Raw genomic sequence first — 19,130 nt, 5'->3', positions numbered from 1 at the left:
GCGGTCCTCAGATGGGCTCCAGCGGAGCGACCTTCACGTTGAGCATCGGTCCCTCCTCGCGCTTCACGGGCATCGCCCAGCGCACGCCATTGGCGATCACCTGGTTGACGATGGGGTGGTGGTAGGTCGGGAACGTCTCGTGGCCAGGGCGGAAGTAGAAGATCCGCCCACGCCCGCGCCGGTAGCAGCAGCCGCTGCGGAACACCTCGCCGCCCTTGAACCAGCTGAGGAAGACGAGTTCGTCCGGCGGCGGCACCTCGAACGGCTCGCAGTACATCTCCTCCTTCTCGATCTCGAAGTGCGCCGGGATGCCTTGCGCGACGGGATGGGCGGGATCGACCACCCACAGGCGCTCCAGCTCGCCGTCGGCCCGCCAGCGCACGGTGCAGGTCGTGCCGGTGAGGCGCTTGAACGGCTTCGAGAAATGGCCGGAATGCAGAACCACGAGGCCCATGCCGAGGTTGACCTGCTCGGCGACGGCCGCGGCGAGCTCGTCGCTCACCTCGTCATGCGCGCGGTGGCCCCACCAGACGAGGACGTCCGTCTGGCGCAGGCGCTCCGGCGGCAGGCCCTGGTGCGGGTCGTCCAGCGTCACGGTGGTCACGTCGCCGATCCCGTTCGCCCGGAGCCCCGCGGCGATGGCCGCGTGGATGCCCTGCGGATAGATCGCCGTGACGACGGGGTTCTGCCGCTCGTGCCGATACTCGTTCCAGACGGTGACGCGCATCCTGTGGTGTCCCTTGCGTTTCAGCCTTCGCGCAGCCAGACGAGCATCTCGCCCGGCGCGCGGTTGTCCCATGCGAAGTAGGGAATGGCGGTGAGCGCCGCCGGCTCGCGCCGCGGCGGCTCGTGCCGGTAGAGGCGGCCTTCCCAGCCCGCCGCCGAGTCGGCCTGCGCGTCGGCCTGCAGCACGACGACGCCCCCGAGCGTGTCGGCGCGCCACTCCGCGGTGAACGATGCCCCACGCGGCAGCATGAGCCGGTTGAGCGGCACCGCGTTGTCCGTGCCCTCGGCGCAGAAGATCACCGGCCCGCGCCTGAGCGCGACGCGCCCCGCATCCGCCCGGACGTCGGGATGGGCGCTGACGCGCCGCACCACCATGGGCAGGTCGAGGTCGAGCCGGTCGCCCTCCCGCCACTCGCGCTCGATCCACGCGTAGCCGCGGTGCAGGACGGGCTGGAGATCGATGGCCTCCCCGTTCACGCGCAACGTCGCTCCCTCGCACCAGCCGGGAATGCGCAGCAGGAGCTTGAAGCGCGCCGGCGCGTCGAGCCCGAGCGTCAGGCGGACCGCGCCGCCCCATGGATAGTCCGTGTCCTGCACTACGCGCACGGGACGTCCGCCGACGGAAAGGTCGGCCTCCCCGCGCCCATAGAGGTGCACCGCGAGGGCGTCGTCCCCCGCGCCGTAATGCAGAGAGCCGACGGAGGCGACGAGCCGGGCGAGGTTGGGCGGGCAGCAGGGGCAGCGGTGCCACTCCCAGCGGTGGTGCCTGCCCTGGCTTTCCAGCGGGTTCTCGTAGAAGAAGCGCGTGCCGTCGAGCGACATGCCGGACAGCGCGCCGTTGAACAGCGCCTGCTCCATCGCGTCGGCATAGCGGCCGTCAGGCGTCACGCCCAGCATCCGGCTCGCCCAGAAGACGAGGCCGACGGCGGCGCAGGTCTCGGCGTAGGCGGTCTCGTTGGGCAGGTCGTAGTCGCCCGTGAACCCCTCGTTGTGGAGCGAGGGCCCGAGTCCGCCCGTCACGTACAGACGCTTGGTGGTGAGGTCGTCCCAGAGCGTCTCCAGCGTGCGGCGCAGGCTCTCGTCGCCGTACTCCGTCACGAGGTCGGCCATCGCGGAGTAGAGGTACATCGCCCGCACGGCGTGGCCGACGACCTTGGTCTGCTCGCGCACCGGGATGTGCGACTGGTTGTAGTCCGGCGTGCGGTGCGCGAAGGCCTCCGGCGGCTCGTTGCGCTCCTGTGCCTCCACCTCGAAGAAGCGCGGCGTCTGCCCGCGCTCGTCGATGAAGTAGCGGGCCTGCTCGAGATAGCGCGCCTCGCCCGTGACCCGGGCGAGCTTGACGAGCGCGAGCTCGATCTCCTCATGGCCGCAGTAGCCGGGACGCTGGCCGGGTCCCTTGCCGAAGCGGGCGCAGATGTGATCGGCGTAGCGGCACATCACGTCGAGGAACTTGCGCTTGCCCGTCGCCTGGAAGTAGGCGACGGCCGCCTCGATGAGGTGGCCCGCGCAGTACATCTCGTGGCAGTCGCGCAGGTTCAGCCAGCGCTTGCCCGGCTGCATGCGGATGAACCAGCTGTTGAGGTAGCCGTCTTCCGCCTGCAGGTCGGCGTACATGTCGACGATCCGGTCGACCATGGCTTCGATGCCGGCGTCGCGGCCGCCGGCGAGACAGGCGGCCGCCGCCTCGATGACCTTGGCGACGTCCGAGTCCCAGTACATCTGGGCCGTGACGTTGCCGCCCACGGGCCGCACCGTGCTGCCTCCGAAGGCAGTGCTGAACGGGATGCGCTGCTCCGGCACCGGGCGGCGAGGGTCGATCTGGTCGAACATCCCCGCCTCCTCGCAGCGCCGGTAGAGGATCGGCAGGGTGCGCGTGCGCGTCGCCTCGATCCGCTCGGCCCAGAACCCGCCGATGCGCACCGAGGCGACGCCCGGAGGCCGGAGGCAGCCGCAGGTGAAGCGGGCGGAGGCAGGCGACGACGCGCTCGGCGCGGAGGCGGTCATGGGGGTCACTTCAGGGCTCCAGCCGTGAGGCCGGCGACGATGCGCCGCTGCAGGAAGAGGAAGAGGACGAGGATCGGCAGCACGAAGATCGAGGAAAAGGCCATGACGCGGTGCCAGTCGGCGTATTCGGCGCCGACGAAGCTGTAGATCCCGACCGTGGCCGGCTGCAGTTCCTGCTGGCTCATCAGCGTCATGGCATAGACGAACTGCCCATAGGCCTGCACGAAGCTGAGCGTGCCGACGACGATCAGCGGGACGCGCATGATCGGCAGCACAATCTTCCAGAACGTCTGGAGCGGCGTGCAGCCGTCGACGAAGGACGCCTCCTCCAGCTCGTACGGCACCTGCCGGAACATCGGCCGCAGGATGACGAGGGCGAAGGAAAGCGTCTTCGAAGCCGTGGCGAGGATGACGGCCGGGAAGGTGTTCAGCAGGTCCAGCGACTTGAAGATGATGAACATCGGCGTCGCCAGCAGCGCCTCCGGGAACACCTGGAGCAGCAGGACGGTGACGAGCGCGACATCGACAAGGCGGCCCCGCAGCCGGCTCATCGCATAGGCGCCCATCGCCCCGAGCAGCAGGGTGAGCATCGTCACCGGGATGGCGATGGTCAGGCTGTTGCGCAGGTAGCGCAGGACGTTCTCGCGCAGGAACACGTACTCGAAGGCCGCCAGCGTCGGCGCACGGGGCACGAAGGTCGGCGGGTTGGCGAAGATCTCGGCCGTCGACTTCAGCCCCGAGATGAACATCCAGTAGATCGGGAACAGGTAGACGCACACGAACAGCGCGGCCCCGATCGCATGCGGCACGCCGCCGAGCGGAAGGGCTCCGAGCCTGCGGAAGCGGTACGGCTTCATTCACCCGCCTCCTTGTTGAGCGTGCGCACGTAGAGCAGCGCGACGCCGAAGACGATGACGAAGGCGAAGGTGCCCACCGCCGAGCCGATGCCGAACTTGAACTGCTGGAACGAGAACTGGTAGCTCAGCAGCGGCAGCACGTTGGACGCGTCCAGCGGCCCGCCCTGCGTCATGGCGAAGATCAGGTCGAAGGCCCGCATCGTGTAGATCGTCACGAGGCAGGCGATGGCGAGCAGCGCCGGACGGATCGCCGGCAGCGTGATGTAGCGGAACCGGGCGCCTGGCCCTGCCCCGTCGAGGGCCGCCGCCTCGTACTGCTCGAGCGGCACGCTGGTGAGCGCCGCGGCGACGAGGATCATGCTGAAGGGCATGCCGAACCAGACGTTGGCGATGGTGACGGAGGCGAGCGCCACCGAAGGATCGGAGAGCCAGTGGACCGGCGACCCGACGATGCCGAGCGCGCGAAGAACGAAGTTCACGACCCCGTATTCGGTCGCGAACATCCACTTCCACAACGCCCCGACGACGAGCGCGGGAAGCATCCACGAGGCGAGCAGCAGGCCGCGCATGAAGCCGGCGCCTGGAAAGCTCTGTGCGAAGAAGAGCGCCAGCGCCAGACCGATGCCCACCTGGGCGATGACGTTGACGCCGACGAAGACGAGCGAGTTGACGAAGACCTTCTGGAAGGAGCTGTCGGCGATCACCTCGCGGTAGTTGTCGAGACCGACGAAGGGACGGATCAACTCGGCGATGTTGCCGAGGGTCACCTCCTGCACGCTCATCACCACGTTGTAGACGATGGGGAACCCCACGAACGCGAGCAGGTACGCGACGGGGATCGCCAGGAACACGTGGAGCAGGGCGGTGCGCCTTGCGAGCATCATGGGTCTCCGGAGAGCCGGCGGGAGGGACGGCGGCCGTGAGGCCGCCGCCTTGGGTCACTGGGCCGTCGAGGGACGGGACCGGCCGCGCGTCAGAGCGGCGTTTTGGCGAGGATCGGCTCGATCTTCTTCGCCGCCTCGGCGAGGGCCGCGTCGGCAGGCTTGGCGCCGGTGAGCGCTTCCTGCATCGCCGTCTGGATGGCCTTCGAGATGTCAGGCCACTGCGGATGCGGACCGCGGGCCCGCGCGCTCTGCAACTGCTCGCGGTAGATCGAGTAGGCCTGCGGCCAGAGCGGGTTCTGCACGGTGACGTCGTTGCGCGGCGCGAGGCGGCCCGTCGCCCAGCCCTCGTTCAGGATCTTCGGGTTCGACATGAACTCGATGAACTTGAAGGCGCCTTCGACCGACTTCGCGCCCTTCGGCACGACCCAGTCATAGCCGCCGAGCGCGGAGGCCTTGATGTTCTTGCCGTCCTTCACCGGGAGCAGCGCCAGCTTCCAGTCGAACTTCGCGTCCGTCTGCAGGCGCGGAAGTTCCCACGGGCCGCAGAGGACCATGGCGTTGTTGCCCGCCATGAAGGTGTTGGTCACCTCGTACTGCCGCTGGTTGATGACGTCCTTCGAGGCGACGCCGTTCTTGACCATGTCGGCCCACAGCTTGAGTGCCTCGGCGGCCTCCGGCGTGTTGAGCTTGCTCACCGAGCCGCCGGCCTGGTGCAGGAAGGGCAGCCACTGGAAGACGCCTTCCTCGCCCTGCACCGCGCTGAAGCCGAACCCGTAGACGTTCTTGGCCGGGTCGCGGAGCTTCTCGGCGGCGGCGGACAGTTCTGACCAAGTCTTCGGCGGGTTCGCGGGGTCGAGACCCTTCGCGCGGAACATGTCGGCGTTGTAGCAGAGCGCCAGCGTGTTGGCGTCGCGGGGCACGGCGAAGATGCGGCCCTTCCAGAGGCCGGAGGCCCACGGCCCCTCGAAGTAGACGTTCGGCTTGATGAAGGTCGACTTGCCGACAAGGTCGGTCAGGTCGGTGAGCGTGCCCTGCGCCGAGAAGCTCGCCACGACCGGGTTGTCGAGGGTGACGAGATCCGGCACGGAGCCGGTCGCGATCGCCTTGATGAGCTCGGTGGCGATCTGGGGGCCGGGCACGATGCGCGCGTCGATCTTGTATTCGCTCTGGGACTCGTTGAACGACTTGATCCCCCCGTAGATCATGTCGGTCTCGAGCGTGAACGGGTGCCAGAGCGTCACCGTCTTGGTCTGGGCGTTGGCCTGCGCGAACGAGAGACACACCGTCCCCGCGAGAGCCAGCGCGAGCTGCCTGATCATGGCGTTCCTCCTGTGCGGGATCTGTTGCGGTCGACCCCCGTGGACAGGCTGGAACAGCCGCCGCGCGGCCACAAACGGAAGCCGCGATGAGACTGGGTAAAAGTGGGTAGCCTCACGGGACAGCCCACCTTCGGCCGGACCGTCGCCTTGTCAGTGGCGCGGCCAGGACGCGTGGGTGTGCGCTAAGGGAAGGCTTCGCACGCGACCGAGGGCGTCTAGACGCCTGCGCCCATTGACGCGTCGGCCGCAGTCGGTTCACCATGCCGCAATAAGATGGCATGTTCCGTTATAACGGAATGGGGAGGATCATTTGACCATCGGTCGCTTCGAAGTCGCTCGCCGCGTGTTTCTCGCGGGGACGGTCGCCCTGGCAGGGGCCGCCACGCTCCCCTCCGCCGCCTGGGCCCAGGGCAAGGGCGGGGTCATCAACGTGGCCACCGTGGGCGAGCCGCCGACCCTCGACCCGATGGTCTCGACGGCCGACCTGGTCGGCATCATCACCCAGCACTTCTTCGAGACGCTGTTCACCTTCGACAAGAACTGGAAGGTGACGCCGCTCCTTGCAGAGACTATGCCGGAGGTATCGGCCGACGGAAAGGTCTACACGATCAAGTTGCGCCAGGGCGTGACGTTCCACGATGGCTCGACGATGTCGTCGGCCGATGTCGTGGCCTCCCTGAAGCGGTGGATGGAGCTCGCCTCCCGCGGCAAGCAGGCCGCCGGGTTCATCGCCGGTGTCGAGGCGGTCGATCCGTCGACGGTGCGCATCACGCTGAAGGAGCCCTACGCTCCGCTTCTCGCGCTGCTCGCCTTCAACAATGCCGCGGCGGTCATCATGCCGGCGGGCAAGATGGAAAACCCGCTGAAGGAGCCGGTCGGCACGGGTCCCTACAAGCTCAAGGAGCGGAAGCCCGACCAGTACATCCAGCTGGTGCGCCACGACGGCTACAAGTCGCGCGCCGGCGAGCCCGACGGTTACGGCGGCGCCCGCAAGCAGCTCCTCGACGAGATCCGTTTCGTGCCGGTGCCTGATCCCAATACCCGCGTCGAGGGCGCGATCTCGGGACAGTACGACTATGTCGACGCGCTCCCGGTCGAGGCCTTCCCGCGCCTGCAGAACCAGAAGGCGACGCAGCCCGTGCTGCTGAAGCCCTTCGGCTGGCCGGTGTTCGTGATGAACACCAAGCAGGGCATCATGTCCTCGCTCGACGCCCGTCTCGCGGTGCGCACGGCCCTCAACGAGGAGGACATGCTGACGGCCGCCTTCGGCTCGAAGGACTTCTTCGCGCTCAATGCCGCCTACTTCCCGAAGGGCTACGTCTGGAACACCGACGCAGGCACTGAAGGTGCCTACAACATCGGCGACCCGGAGAAGGCCAAGGCGTTGCTGAAGAAGGCGGGCTCCGAGGGCAAGCCGCTGCGCATCCTGACCAGCCGCCAGTACGAGTTCCACTACAAGATGGCGCAGGTCGCGGCCGAGTACCTGAAGCAGGCCGGCTTTGCCGTCGAACTGATGGTCGTCGACTGGGCGACGCTGACGCAGCGGCGCACCGACCCGGCCCTGTGGGACATCTACATCACCCACAGCCCGTTCCTGCCGGAGCCGGCACTGACCGGCATCCTGTCGGAGGCCTCGCCGGGCTGGTGGTCGTCCCCGGCCCGCAAGAAGGCGGTCGACGCCTTCAATTCGGAGCCCGACGCCTCGAAGCGCCCGGCCCTGTGGGGCGAGGTCCAGAAGGTGATCTACGCCGAGGTGCCGGCCATCAAGATCGGCGACTTCAACGCGCTCTCGGCACAGTCGCCCAAGGTGACGGGCGTCGATCCGGCACCCTGGCCCTACTTCTGGAACGCATCCGTCGCGAAGTGACGGAGAGCCGTGAGGCCGGGGACCGTCGCCCGTCAAGACCTTCCCCAGCCCGCAAGGGGAAGGCGCGGCGAAGACATGAATGCTGGTGAACCAGTCGCGACCGCGGTGTGCGCCGGGGTCGGGAGACCCCCCTCCCCCTCGCAGGGCAGGGCCGGGGGTGGGGGTCCGCACAGGGGCGGGGGGACGCGCGCATGAGCCGCTACGTCCTCCAGCGCTTCCTCGGCATGCTGGCCGTGATGTTCGTGGTGGTGACGGTCGTCTTCGTCATCGTCCGCGTCGCGCCGGGCGATCCCGCCTCGGTCATGCTCGGGCCGGACGCCACTCCGGCCGACGTCGCGGCCTTGCGCGCGCGCCTCGGCCTCGACCGACCTCTCGTCGTCCAGTACCTGCTCTTCCTTGCCCAGCTCGCCCGGGGCGACCTCGGTGAATCCATCTTCCTCAACCGCCCTGTGCTGACGGCACTCGCGGACCGCGCGGAGCCGACCTTCTTCCTCACGCTGTTCTCGCTCTCCATCGCGTCGGTCATCGCCATCCCGATCGGCATCTACGCGGCCTACCGGCGCGGTTCGCTGTTCGACCAGGCAACCACGACGGTGGCGATGCTGGCTGCTTCGATCCCGAGCTTCTGGCTCGGCCTGCTGCTGATCCAGATGTTTGCGGTGCGGCTCGGCCTGTTTCCCGTCTCAGGCTATGGCGGGCCCGGCGCGAGCCTCGCGGTCCGGCTGCAGCATCTCGTGCTGCCGGCCGTTGCGCTGGGCATCGTCTCGTCGGCTCTCATCCTCCGCTTCACCCGCGCCAGCATGCTGGACGTGCTCGGCGACGACTACATCCGCACGGCGCGCTCGAAGGGCATGGGCGAATTGCGCGTCGTCATGAAGCATGCCTTCAAGAACGCGCTGATCCCGATCCTCACCGTGCTGGGCCTCACGGCGGCACTCCTCGTCTCGGGGGCGGTCGTCACGGAGACCGTCTTCAGCCTTCCGGGCGTGGGCAGCCTCGTCGTCTCGGCGGTCCTGCGGCGCGACTATCCCGTCATCCAGGGAGCGCTCCTCGTCGTGGCGGCGCTCTACGTGATCATCAACTTCCTGATCGACATGCTCTACCTGCTCGTCGATCCACGGGTCCGCTACTGATGGCCGCCGTCGCCGCGGCAAACCCGCGCAGCGGCGCCCTGCGCCAGCTGCTCCAGCGCAAGACCGTCGTGGTCGGTCTCGCCATTCTCTTCGTCATCGCGCTCGCTGCGATCCTCGCGCCTTGGATCGCGCCGTTCCCGCCCAACCGCCTGTCCATCGTCAACCGCCTGAAGCCGCCGGGTCCGGTGTTCTGGTTCGGCACCGACGAGTTCGGGCGCGACGTCTTCACGCGCACGCTCTATGCCGGGCGGCTCTCGCTGCTGGTGGGGGCATCCGTCGTCGCCTTCGCCGGCATCGTCGGCGTCGCGCTCGGACTCGTGGCCGGGTTCTTCCGCCGGCTCGACACGCCCATTGCCCGCATCATCGACGCGATGATGGCGTTTCCCGACATCCTGCTGGCGATCGCGCTGGTCGCGGCGCTCGGCCCGTCGCTCGCCACGGTGATCGTGGCGCTGGGCATCGTCTACGCGCCGCGACTTGCCCGGGTGGTCCGCGCGTCGACCCTGGTCATCCGCGAACTGCCCTATGTCGAGGCCGCCCGCGCACTGGGCGTGCCCACGTGGCGGATCATGACTCGGCACGTGCTGCGCAACCTCGTCTCTCCCATCCTCGTGCAGGGCACGTTCATCTTTGCCTACGCCATGCTGGCGGAGGCCGGCCTCTCGTTCCTCGGTGTCGGGGTGAGCCCCGAGGTCCCGACGTGGGGCACCATGATCGCCGCCGGCCGCCAGTACGTGGGCCAGGCCGATTGGATGACCCTCTTCCCGGGCGTCGCCATCGTGCTGGCCGTCCTGTCCCTCCAGCTCGTCGGAGATGGCCTTCGCGACCTGCTGGATCCGCGCCTCAGAAAGGATCTTTGACGATGATCCCGTTCCCCCCCGAGGACGGCCCGCTGCTCGTCGCCGGCGCGACGCCGGTCGCACTGGGTGTGCCACAGGCGCCGCTCGACATCCTTGTCGCCGCCGACGGCACTATCATGAAGACGGGCCAGGGTCTGTCGGCGCCGGCTGGAGCCCGGACGATCGATGCAACCGGGCGTTATGTCTCCCCCGGCTGGGTCGATCTGCATACGCACGTCTGGTACGGCGGCACCGACATCTCCATCCGGCCGGCGCTCGCGGGCGTGGAGCGCGGCGTCACCACGCTCGTCGATGCGGGCTCTGCGGGCGAGGCCAACTTCCACGGCTTCCGGGAATACGTCATCGAGCCGGCGCGCGAGCGCATCAAGGCCTTCCTCAACGTCGGTTCGATCGGCCTCGTCGCCTGCAACCGCGTCAGCGAACTGATCGACATGCGCTCGATCGACCTCGACCGCACCATCGCGGTGGTCGAGGCCAACCGCGACGTCATCGTCGGCATCAAGGTGCGCGCGAGCGGCGTCATCGTCGGCGGCTGGGGCATCACGCCGGTGCGCATCGCCAAGAAGCTGGCGCGCATCGTCAGGCTGCCCCTGATGGTGCATGTCGGCGAGCCGCCGCCGCTCTTCGACGAGGTGCTGGACGTCCTCGACCCGGGTGACGTCGTGACCCACTGCTTCAACGGCAAGGCCGGCGGCAGCATCGTCGAGGACGACGTCCTGTTCGCGCTCGCCGAGCGCTGCGCAGCGGACGGGGTGCGGCTCGACGTCGGGCACGGCGGGGCGTCGTTCTCGTTCCGCACCGCCCAGATCGCGATCGAGCGCGGGTTGCTCCCGTTCTCCATCTCGACCGACCTGCACAACCGCTCGATCGACAGCCCCGTCTGGGACATGGGCACGACCATGTCGAAGCTGCTGGCGGTGGGCATGCCGTTCGAGAAGGTGATCGAAGCATCGACACTGGCCCCGATGAGCGTGATCGGACTGCCGACGCGGGGGCTCCTGTCCCCCGGCACGCGCGCCGAGTTCACGATCTTCTCGGTGGAACCAAGCGAACTCGCGATCCGCGACTCGATGGGCGACGAGGCGGTGATCCGCGAAATGATCACGCCGCACTATGCGGTGCTGGGCGCGACCCCCATCCACGCAAGCCCGTATCGGCCCCACGTCACGAAGGCGGGCCCCAATCCCTGCCCGAACTGCGGCTGGACGCTGGGGCGATGACCGACACCGCGGCCGACGCGATCCTGCGCGTGGAGAACCTGCAGACCTGGTTCGAGCTGGGATCGCGCGTCGCGAAGTCGGTCGATGACGTGAGCTTCACCGTGCATCGCGGCGAGACGGTCGCCGTGGTGGGAGAGAGCGGCTCGGGAAAGTCGGTCACGAGCCTCTCGATCATGCGGCTCCTGTCGCCGCCGGGCCGGATCGTCGGCGGACGCATCCTCTACCGCGCGGGCGACGGCCGCGAACTCGACCTCGCGACGCTGCCGGAGCGGCAGATGCGCGCCGTGCGCGGCCGCGAGATCGCGATGATCTTCCAGGAGCCGATGACGAGCCTCAACCCGCTCTACACGATCGGCGACCAGGTGATGGAGATGATCCGCCTGCACGAACGGGTCTCGGCACGCGAGGCCCGCAGCCGGGCCAGGCGGATGCTGGAACTGGTGGAGATTCCCGCAGCCGAGCGCCGGCTCGACGACTACCCCCACCAGATGTCCGGCGGCATGCGCCAACGCGCGATGATCGCGCTGGCCCTTGCCTGCAATCCGAGGGTGCTGATCGCCGACGAACCGACGACCGCGCTGGACGTCACGATCCAGGCTCAGGTGCTCGACCTGCTGCGCCGGCTGCAAGCCGAACTCGGGATGAGCATCCTGTTCGTGACGCACAATCTCGGCGTCGTCGCCGAGATCGCGAGCCAGGTGGTGGTCATGTACACGGGCCGGGTGGTCGAGACCGCGTCGGTCACCGACCTGTTCGACCGGCAACGCCATCCGTATACGCGCGGGCTCCTCGCCTGCATTCCCCAGCCGGGCCTCGTTCGCGGCGCCCCGGTCGGCGAAAAGACGCGCCTGACGCCCATTCCCGGCACCGTGCCAAGCGTGACGGCCTTGCCGGCAGGATGCAGCTTCGCGCCACGCTGTCCGCTCGCCGTCGCCCGCTGCGAGGAGCCGCCTCCGCTGCTGCAGGCGGCTCCCGGCCATCTCAGCCGCTGCTGGAGGCACGAGGACGCATGACCGGCCCCGTCACCTCATCCGACGTTCTTCTTTCGGTCCAGCAGCTGACCAAGAGCTTCCCGACGCGCAACGGACTCGTCCGGGCCGTCGACGCCGTGAGCTTCGACATCCGCCGCGGGACGATCGTCGGCCTCGTGGGGGAATCCGGCTCAGGCAAGACCACCATCGGCCGTACGCTGCTGCGGCTTGTCGAGCCCTCGGGCGGCAGGGCCGTGTTCGACGGGGTGGACCTTTTCGGGCTGTCCGAGAGGGAGATGCGCGCCTATCGCCGGCGGCTCCAGATCGTCTTCCAGGACCCCTATTCAAGCCTGAACCCGCGGTTGCGCATCGAGGACATCATCGGAGAAGCCATCGACACGCACGGCCTCGCCCGCGGCGCCGCGAGGCAAGAGCGGATTGCGGAGTTGCTGGGCCGGGTGGGGCTCTCGCCCGAGCACGCGCGGCGTTTCCCGCACGAGTTCTCAGGCGGACAGCGGCAGCGCATCGGCATTGCGCGTGCGCTCGCCGTGGAGCCGGAGTTCATCGTCGCCGACGAGCCCGTCTCGGCGCTCGACGTGTCGGTGCAGGCGCAGGTGCTCAACCTCATCCAGGACCTGCAGCAGGCCTACGGACTGACGCTGCTGTTCATCGCCCATGACCTCTCGGTCGTGGAGTATCTCTGCGACGAGGTGGTGGTGCTCTATCTCGGCCGCGTCATGGAGCGCGGCCCCAGCCGGCAGGTCTACGGCCGGCCCCGCCACCCGTACACGCAGGCACTTCTGTCCGCAGCGCCCGTGCCCGATCCGCGCGCGACGCGCAACCGCGTCGTGCTCCAGGGCGACATCCCGAGCCCGCTGGACCCACCGTCCGGATGCGTCTTCCGCACACGGTGCCCCTCGGCGCGCCCGGCTTGTGCCGACGCCGTCCCGCCGCTGGAGACGATCGACGCGGATCATGCCGTGGCTTGCATTCGCAAGGACGAGCCGGACGTTCTGGAAAAGGCGGCGGCGACCGCGGGCGGGACGGGGCGGAGGACAACGTGACCACTCGCACCGCCAGCCGTCGCGCAGCATCAACGCCAGCCGAGTTGCGCCTCGATCCGGGCTGCCGCGTCTCGCACGGCGGCGACGTAGCGGTCCCCGTCCTGCTGCACCTTGTGCTCGGGCAGCACGATGGAGATCGTCGCCGCGCAGGCGCCGCTCGCGTCCCGGACAGGGGATGCGATGCAGGCCACGGAGAAGTCGGACTCGCTCACCTGGATGCAGAGCCTGTCCTCAAGCGCCACCCGGCTGGCACGCGCCAGCGTGGCGGGGTTGGTCTCGGCGCGCCCGGTCGGCGACACCCGCGCGATCCGGCGGAACAGGCCCACCAGTTCATCCTGCGCCAGATGCCCCACGAGGAGCCGGCCCGACGCGGTCCAGTTCAGCGGCACGCGCGTCCCGACGCGCGAGGTGACGCGGAAATGGCCCGGGCCATCCGCCATCGCGAGAACGACCATGTGGTCCTCGTCGCGCCCGCAGATCTGCACCGTCTCCCCGACAAGACGGCAGAGGTCGTGCATCTCGTGGGTGGCCACGTCGAGCAGATCGAGCGAGCGGGCATAGGCCAGCCCGTAATGGTAGAGGCGAGCCCCCAGCCAGACGGTGCCGTCGCTCCGCCGCTGGAGCATGCGCTTGTCCACGAGGTCGTCGATGATGCTGTAGACGGTCGACAGCGGGGCGCCGATGGCCTTGGCGATGCCGTAGGCCGAGGCGGGCCGACCGTCCTCCTGGAGCACGTCGAGAACCTGGAGGGCCCGGTCGATGCCGCTGACCCGCGCCCGGCGCTCCGGGACCGACTTCACCCTCGCATCCATGGCGCCGCCCTTCCCGACTTCCGTAATTGCAATACGCCATCCGCTGGAATGGAATGTAGACCAGCGATGGCCCCGCCGCAAAGGAACTGATCCATGACGACCGACATCCGCGCCCAGCTCGGCCTGCGGCCCATCATCAACGTGTCCGGCACGATGACATCGCTGGGCGCCTCGATCGTGCCGCCGTCGGTGGTCGAGGCCGTGACGGCCGTCCTGCCGCAGTTCGTCGAGATCGATGATCTGCAGAAGAAGGCGAGCAAGGTGATCGCCCGCCTGTGCGGGACGGAGGCCGGCTTCGTGACGGCCTCCTGCTCGGCCGCGATCAGCGTCGCCGTCGCGGGCGCAATGACCGGTTCCGACCTGCTCGCCATCGAGCGGCTGCCCGACACCACCGGCCTGAAGAACGAGGTGCTCATCATGACCGGCCACATGGTTTCCTACGGGGCACCCGTGGCGCAGGGCATCGCGTTGACGGGCGCGAAGGTGGTGCCTGTCGGACAGGCGACGCAGGCACGCCGATACCAGCTGGAAGGCTCCATCGGACCCGCCACCGCCGCGGCGGTCTATGTCGTCTCCCACCATACCGTGCAGTTCGGGCAGATTCCGCTCGACGAGTTCTGCGAGATCTGCCACGCGCACGGCGTGCCGGTGATCGTCGACGCTGCGTCCGAGTACGACCTCAAGGGCTTTCTCGCCCAGGGCGCCGACCTGGCCCTCTACTCGTCGCACAAGTTCCTCGGCGGTCCCACCGGGGGCATCGTCGCCGGGCGCAAGGAGTTGGTCCGCGCCGCCTACCTGCAGAACGGCGGGATCGGCCGAGGCATGAAGGTCGGCAAGGAGGGCATGGTGGGCACCATTGCCGCCCTCGAGGCCTGGGAGACCCGCGACCACGCCGGCATCAGGGCGCTGGAGACGTCCTACCTCGACCTCTGGATGCGAACCCTCGCCGGTCGCGAGGGCGTGACGGTCACGCTCGAGCCCGATCCCACCTTCAACCCGCTCGACCGCATCAAGGTCGCCATCGACCCGAAGGAAGCGCACATCACCGCGTGGGACCTTGCCGATGCGCTGGCCCGGGGATCCCGCCCCGTCATCGTCCGCGACCACGAGATCGAGCACGGCTTCTTCTACATGGACCCCTGCAACCTGCATCCCGGCGAGGCAGAGATCGTGGCCGCACGGCTCGTCGAGGAACTCGAAAAGGCACGGCGCTCGAACGAGATCATCGCCACGCCGCTGGAGCGTCGCCGCAACCGGCGGGCGGAGGCGGCCGCCCGCTGGCCGGACTGACCGCGGGAAGACGGCCGGAGCCGTTCGTCAGGGCTGCTCGGCGCCGGTCCAGTGACGGATGGTGTCGGCAAGATCGTGCCGGCAGGCGAAGCCGAGTTCAGACCGCGCCGCATCCACGTTCGAGGGGGCTGGGCGGCGGTGGGGGAACCCGGCGAACCCCGTCGAGGGTTCGCCGGGGTACATGACATCCAGCGACGGATGCGCCTGCCGGACGATCGCGATGAACGAGGCCAGCGTGACCGCCTCGCCCGTGCCGACGTTGTAGACGCGCTGGCGCGGCGACGAAGCGTCCAGCGCGTGGACGTTCGCTCCGGCACAGTCGCGGGCGTCGACGAATTCCTCCATCCCGCCCCACGCCAAGTAGGGATCGTCCAGCACGACCGTCTCGCCGCGTCGAGCGCCCTCGACGAGCCGTGCGAGAAGCCGGCCCGGCACGCTGGTCGGCCGGTCGAGATCGCCGCCGAGCACTGCGCCGTAGCGGAGGATCACCGTGTCGACGCCGTAGAGATCGGCGTAGAGCAGGCCGAGATGCTCTCCGCACAGCTTCGTGGCGGCGTAGATGCTCGCCGGACGCTCGGACACGATCCGCAAGGCGAGGTCCTCGCGCACGCCGTCCGCGTGGTCGCCGCCGCGCGCGAAGGTCGTGTAGCCGACCGTCGTGGAACTCGCCAGCACGACGCGGCCGACGCCGCAGCGGCGGGCGACGTCCAGCACGTTCGCCGTTCCGAGCACGTTGACCGCAACGCCCCGCACGGGATCCTGCCGGATGCCGGTCGAGAGCACCGCGGCGGTATGTATGATGGACCTGCAGCCGTGGCGGGCGACGACGTCGCCGAGCGCGTCGGCATCCGCCACGTCGCAGATCGCGAAGGCGATGCCGGACCGCAGGTCACGGTCCGGTTTCCGGACGTCGACGAGGACGACCGCGTCCCCCCTCGCGGCGAGGGCCTCCGCGGTCAGGCGCCCGACGACACCGGCCCCGGTGACGAGGACGGCGTGAGTCACCGGGCCTCCTCAAGCACGAGGTGATAGACGCGACCCTCGAAGTCCTTCATCGCAGCCCCGATCACGCCGCGCACCTCCTGCCGGATGGGGCTGGCGAGAGCGTCCTTCATCGCCTGCAGGGTTTTGAAATGGAGATCGAAGACCATGCAGACGGGTGGCGCACCCTCCTCTCTCTCGACGGGACGACGCAGCCGGACGTCGACGAGACCCGGGTAGCGGCGGATGGCGGCGACGACGTCGCCGGCCATGGCGGCATCGAAGGCGGCCTCGCGTCCGGGCGCCACGCGTCCCTCCAGCACTGCCGAACGCACGATCATGACGCTGCTCCCCCGTGTCCGTCGTATCCCGCCTCGAGAAGGCGCGCGACGGACTGCTCCGTCGCCACCAGATGCCTGTCCATCAGCGCAGTCGCCGTCTCGACGTCGCGGTCGAGCACGGCGGCCATGATGGCGCGGTGCTCGGCGTTGACGTCCCGCACTTCCGCCTCCGCAGCATGGCGGTTCAGGAGGCGCAGCTTGCGGAACCGCTCCGAGTGATCGGCCAGTGTCGACCAGAACCGCAGCAGCCACTCCGAACCGCAGGCGCTCACGAGCGCGAGATGGAACCGCCGGTGCTGGACCTCCCAAGCGGCGGCACCCTCGCGGTCGTCTGGTCCGGACGGCAGCGGGGTGCGCGAGAGAAGGTGCATCGCGGCGACCACGTCGGCTTCCCACGCCGCATCGCCACGGGCGATCGAGGCGGCGAGGCACAGGCGCTCGATGGCGCGGCGGGTCGACATGAGGTCGGCCAGAGCCATGGGGGACACGTCGGCCACGCGAGCCCCCCGGTGTGTCTCCGCGTCGACGAGGCCTTCCGCCGACAGGCGCATGAGCGCCTCCCGGATGGGCGTGAGGCCAAGGGCGAAGCGGTCCTGGAGGTCCGCCGCGGTCAGCCGGTCGCCCGGCATCAGGTCGCCGTGCAGGATCTCCTGCCGCAGCCGCTGATAGGCACGCTCGGTGTTGGATCGTCCGGCGAGGGTGTCGGTCATGGCCCCGGAATTCATGTTGACAGGCTCATTTTATAAAATCATCTTCCTGTTATGGCAAGTGGAGCAAGATAGTGATGCCGGCAGGTTCCTGGTCCCTGGCGACGGTCGAGGCGAACGGCAAGACCGTCGCGTGCCTCGAGACATCCGGAGGGCTATTCGCCCTGGAGCCCTCGCTGGCTCGCGTGGGGATGCCGGGCCACAGCAGCGTCGCGTCGTTGTTCGATGACTGGCCGGCCGCCGAGGCCGCGCTGCCGCGCGCCGCCGACGCCGTGGCCGAGGCGGACCGTGTGACACCCACCCGTCGGCTGGCGCCCCTGCTCTATCCGGGAAAGATCCTCTGCGCCGGCGCGAACTATTTCGACCACCTGGCCGAGATGGGCATGCCCGGCGCCAAGAAGGAGGACCAGCGGCTGTTCTTCTTCATGAAGCCGCCGCGCAATGCCGTGGTGGGCGAAGGCCCTACCGTGCACATGCCCATCGGCACGAAGGCCTTCGACTGGGAGATCGAGCTCGCCGCCGTCATCGGCCGCCGTGCCCGCAACGTCTCGCCCGACACCGCACTGAGCCACGTGGCGGGATGGACGGTCGCGATCGACTTCTCGGCCCGCGACCACAACCGCGCCCCCGAGACCTTCTACAAGCTGGACTGGGTGGCGGGGAAAGCCAACGACACCTGCTGCCCGCTCGGCCCGCGCATTGTGCCCGCGTCGGCCCTGCCGGATCCGCAGGACGTCGGCCTCAGGCTGTCCGTCAACGGCGACGTGAAGCAGGACGGGCGGTCAACCGACATGATCTTCACCGTCGCCGAGCAGATCGCAACAGCCTCGCGCATCATGACGCTCGACCCGGGCGACCTGCTCCTCACCGGCACGCCCGCGGGCGTGGGGGTGCCGAAGCAGACCTTCCTGAAGGTCGGCGACCAGGTCGAGGTCGCGATCGAGGGGATCGGGTCCTTCGCCGTCACCATCCAGGACCCACGCTGAAAAACCAACGCTCAGGACGAAGACCGAGAGGGGACACCGACATGAGACACTTCCGGACATTCGCGGCCGCCCTCGCGGTCGCCCTGCCGCTCGCCGCCGCGCCGGCCGTGGCGCAGACCGAAATCCGCGTCTCCACGGCCGCGCCGGAGAACTCTCCGCTGAGCGACGCCTTCCGCCAGATCAAGCAGCTGATGGAGGCGAAGTTTCCCGGCCAGATCAAGGTGTCCGTACACCCGGCCAGCGCGCTATTCCGGCAGGGGACGGAACTCCCCGCGATGCAGCGCGGCAACCTCGAGATGGCGAGCCCCGTCACCTTCGAGATCGAGGGGCAGCTGCCCGAGTACGGCGTGTTCAGCGCCGCATACCTGTTCCGGGACCCGGACCACCTGATCAAGACTTTCCGCAGCGACGTGGGCAAGGAGTTCGCCGACGACGTGGCCGCGAAGATGGGCATCGTCATCCTCGACACGGCCTATCTCGGCACACGCACCGTCAACCTGCGCTCCGACAAGCCGGTCAAGGCGCCTAACGACCTCGGCGGCGTGAAGATGCGCATGCCGCCCGGCCCGGCCTTCCAGATGCTCGCCAACGCGCTCGGCGCGACGTCGGTCTCCATGCCGATCACCGAGGTCTACCTGGCGCTGAAGACCGGCGCGATCGACGCGCAGGACAATCCGACGAACATGACCCGCGACTGGAAGTTCCAGGAGGTGACCAAGCAGGTCATCCTGACGCGCCACCTCGTCCAGCCGGTGTTCATCGCCATCGCCAAGCCCGTCTTCGACAAGCTGACGCCCGACCAGCAGGCCGAGTTGCGCGCCGCGGCGCGCGAGGCGGCCGACATGCAGATCGCGAAGACCCTGAAGGACGAGAAGGACGCCATCGACACCTTCAAGGCCGCCGGCATCGTCGTGGTCGAGCCCGACGTGGCCGCCTTCAAGGCCGCCGTGATGGAGCAGTACAAGAAGGCCGGACTCATGGACAAGTGGAAGCCCGGCCTGCAGGCCCGCGTCGAGGCCGTGAAGTAGCAGATCTCATGAACCGGCGGGTCGCGAAGAGCGCCCGCCGGTCCTCGTCCCGATTCATCGTCGCAGCCGTTCTCTGCGGG

General features: G+C 68.8%; 18 protein-coding genes. 9 read left to right on the top strand and 9 right to left on the bottom strand.

What is annotated here, in order from left to right:
• Window positions 1-7: 7 nt before the first annotated feature.
• From ACX9GQ_RS01415 to ACX9GQ_RS01395, 5 genes are all read right to left on the bottom strand, one after another.
• The gene (locus ACX9GQ_RS01415) at window positions 8-727 is read right to left on the bottom strand and encodes a ThuA domain-containing protein (RefSeq protein WP_459627740.1); all 720 of its coding nucleotides are present in this window, start codon (window positions 725-727) and stop codon (window positions 8-10) included.
• 20 nt (window positions 728-747) lie between these two features.
• Window positions 748-2,730, bottom strand: a complete 1,983-nt coding sequence (locus ACX9GQ_RS01410) for a glycoside hydrolase family 127 protein (protein WP_459627739.1) — start codon at window positions 2,728-2,730, stop codon at window positions 748-750.
• Window positions 2,731-2,735: 5 nt separating this feature from the next.
• Window positions 2,736-3,587 carry a carbohydrate ABC transporter permease gene (locus ACX9GQ_RS01405; RefSeq protein WP_459627738.1) on the bottom strand — a complete coding sequence of 284 codons (852 nt, stop codon included), beginning with the start codon at window positions 3,585-3,587 and terminating at the stop codon, window positions 2,736-2,738.
• Window positions 3,584-4,471, bottom strand: a complete 888-nt coding sequence (locus tag ACX9GQ_RS01400; protein WP_459627737.1) for a carbohydrate ABC transporter permease — start codon at window positions 4,469-4,471, stop codon at window positions 3,584-3,586. Before ACX9GQ_RS01400 ends, ACX9GQ_RS01405 begins: the two co-directional genes overlap by 4 nt.
• Before the next feature lie 89 nt (window positions 4,472-4,560).
• Window positions 4,561-5,790 (bottom strand): ABC transporter substrate-binding protein, encoded by a 1,230-nt coding sequence (locus tag ACX9GQ_RS01395; protein ID WP_459627736.1) that lies wholly within the window; start codon window positions 5,788-5,790, stop codon window positions 4,561-4,563.
• Window positions 5,791-6,100: 310 nt separating this feature from the next.
• On the opposite strand from ACX9GQ_RS01395, the gene ACX9GQ_RS01390 reads away from it, so the two are divergent.
• The 6 genes from ACX9GQ_RS01390 (at window position 6,101) to ACX9GQ_RS01365 (ending at window position 12,905) form a co-directional block, all read left to right on the top strand.
• On the top strand, window positions 6,101-7,657 hold the full coding sequence (locus tag ACX9GQ_RS01390; RefSeq protein WP_459627735.1) for an ABC transporter substrate-binding protein: 1,557 nt from the start codon (window positions 6,101-6,103) through the stop codon (window positions 7,655-7,657).
• A 191-nt stretch (window positions 7,658-7,848) separates the two neighbouring features.
• Window positions 7,849-8,790, top strand: coding sequence for an ABC transporter permease (locus ACX9GQ_RS01385; RefSeq protein ID WP_459627734.1), 942 nt, complete (start codon window positions 7,849-7,851; stop codon window positions 8,788-8,790).
• Window positions 8,790-9,650, top strand: coding sequence for an ABC transporter permease (locus ACX9GQ_RS01380; protein WP_459627733.1), 861 nt, complete (start codon window positions 8,790-8,792; stop codon window positions 9,648-9,650). Before ACX9GQ_RS01385 ends, ACX9GQ_RS01380 begins: the two co-directional genes overlap by 1 nt.
• A 2-nt stretch (window positions 9,651-9,652) precedes the next feature.
• Window positions 9,653-10,870, top strand: coding sequence for an amidohydrolase/deacetylase family metallohydrolase (locus ACX9GQ_RS01375; RefSeq protein ID WP_459627732.1), 1,218 nt, complete (start codon window positions 9,653-9,655; stop codon window positions 10,868-10,870).
• Entirely contained in the window at window positions 10,867-11,883 is a 1,017-nt protein-coding gene (locus tag ACX9GQ_RS01370; protein ID WP_459627731.1) for an ABC transporter ATP-binding protein, read from the top strand. Before ACX9GQ_RS01375 ends, ACX9GQ_RS01370 begins: the two co-directional genes overlap by 4 nt.
• Entirely contained in the window at window positions 11,880-12,905 is a 1,026-nt protein-coding gene (locus ACX9GQ_RS01365) for an ABC transporter ATP-binding protein (RefSeq protein WP_459627730.1), read from the top strand. The genes ACX9GQ_RS01370 and ACX9GQ_RS01365 overlap by 4 nt, the downstream gene beginning before the upstream one ends.
• Before the next feature lie 29 nt (window positions 12,906-12,934).
• Here ACX9GQ_RS01365 and ACX9GQ_RS01360 read toward each other — a convergent pair whose 3' ends face one another.
• Complete coding sequence (locus ACX9GQ_RS01360) at window positions 12,935-13,717, bottom strand: IclR family transcriptional regulator (protein WP_459627729.1); 783 nt, start codon at window positions 13,715-13,717, stop codon at window positions 12,935-12,937.
• A 93-nt stretch (window positions 13,718-13,810) separates the two neighbouring features.
• Here ACX9GQ_RS01360 and ACX9GQ_RS01355 point away from each other — a divergent pair, with 93 nt between their 5' ends.
• Window positions 13,811-15,007: an aminotransferase class V-fold PLP-dependent enzyme gene (locus ACX9GQ_RS01355; protein WP_459627728.1), complete on the top strand. Its 1,197-nt coding sequence runs from the start codon at window positions 13,811-13,813 to the stop codon at window positions 15,005-15,007.
• Between the two features lie 27 nt (window positions 15,008-15,034).
• Here ACX9GQ_RS01355 and ACX9GQ_RS01350 read toward each other — a convergent pair whose 3' ends face one another.
• From ACX9GQ_RS01350 to ACX9GQ_RS01340, 3 genes are read right to left on the bottom strand one after another with little or no spacing between them, the layout of a single operon-like run.
• On the bottom strand, window positions 15,035-16,012 hold the full coding sequence (locus ACX9GQ_RS01350) for an NAD-dependent epimerase/dehydratase family protein (protein WP_459627727.1): 978 nt from the start codon (window positions 16,010-16,012) through the stop codon (window positions 15,035-15,037).
• Window positions 16,009-16,329 carry a hypothetical protein gene (locus ACX9GQ_RS01345; RefSeq protein WP_459627726.1) on the bottom strand — a complete coding sequence of 107 codons (321 nt, stop codon included), beginning with the start codon at window positions 16,327-16,329 and terminating at the stop codon, window positions 16,009-16,011. The genes ACX9GQ_RS01350 and ACX9GQ_RS01345 overlap by 4 nt, the downstream gene beginning before the upstream one ends.
• A complete protein-coding gene (locus ACX9GQ_RS01340; protein WP_459627725.1) occupies window positions 16,326-17,039 on the bottom strand; it encodes a GntR family transcriptional regulator in 714 nt (237 codons plus the stop codon). The genes ACX9GQ_RS01345 and ACX9GQ_RS01340 overlap by 4 nt, the downstream gene beginning before the upstream one ends.
• A 74-nt stretch (window positions 17,040-17,113) precedes the next feature.
• Between ACX9GQ_RS01340 and ACX9GQ_RS01335 the strand changes: the two genes are divergently transcribed.
• Both ACX9GQ_RS01335 and ACX9GQ_RS01330 read left to right on the top strand, forming a co-directional pair.
• Window positions 17,114-18,022 carry a fumarylacetoacetate hydrolase family protein gene (locus ACX9GQ_RS01335; RefSeq protein ID WP_459627724.1) on the top strand — a complete coding sequence of 303 codons (909 nt, stop codon included), beginning with the start codon at window positions 17,114-17,116 and terminating at the stop codon, window positions 18,020-18,022.
• Between the two features lie 41 nt (window positions 18,023-18,063).
• Window positions 18,064-19,050, top strand: coding sequence for a DctP family TRAP transporter solute-binding subunit (locus tag ACX9GQ_RS01330; protein WP_459627723.1), 987 nt, complete (start codon window positions 18,064-18,066; stop codon window positions 19,048-19,050).
• Window positions 19,051-19,130 lie beyond the last annotated feature (80 nt).

It is taken from the genome of Alsobacter sp. R-9, assembly GCF_054612375.1.
This window is presented reverse-complemented; position numbering and strand designations above follow the sequence as displayed.